This is a genomic window from Pseudomonas sp. zjy_15, from assembly GCF_043101865.1.
Taxonomy (GTDB): domain Bacteria; phylum Pseudomonadota; class Gammaproteobacteria; order Pseudomonadales; family Pseudomonadaceae; genus Aquipseudomonas; species Aquipseudomonas putida_Y.
This window is the reverse complement of sequence record NZ_JBICII010000035.1, coordinates 1-401: the sequence shown is the minus strand read 5'-3', so window position 1 is coordinate 401 and position 401 is coordinate 1. Positions and strand designations below refer to the sequence as shown.

The following is a 401-nucleotide window of genomic DNA, read 5'->3' as shown; positions in this document are numbered from 1 at the left end:
GTACAACCTGTACGGGCCGACGGAGGCGGCCATCGACGTGACCCACTGGACGTGCCGTGAGGAAGGGCAGGACAGCGTGCCGATCGGCCAGCCGATCGCCAACCTGAGCACCTATGTGCTGAGCCACGACCTGGCGCCGGTGCCGGCTGGGGTGGTGGGCGAACTGTACCTGGGCGGGGAGGGGCTGGCGCGGGGTTACCACCGCCGCCCGGGGTTGACGGCCGAACGCTTCGTCGCCAGTCCGTTCGGTGACGGCCAGCGGCTGTACCGCACCGGTGACCTGGCGCGCCAGCGCGGCGACGGGGTGATCGAGTACATGGGGCGCATCGACCACCAGGTGAAGATTCGCGGGCTGCGTATCGAGCTGGGCGAGATCGAGGCGCGCCTGCTGGAGCAGCCTG

General features: G+C 70.3%; 1 protein-coding gene. It reads left to right on the top strand.

The genetic code is table 11. The features are described from left to right. On the top strand, window positions 1-401 hold a 401-nt coding region (locus tag ACF8EF_RS07080), incomplete at both ends, for an AMP-binding protein (protein WP_392529037.1).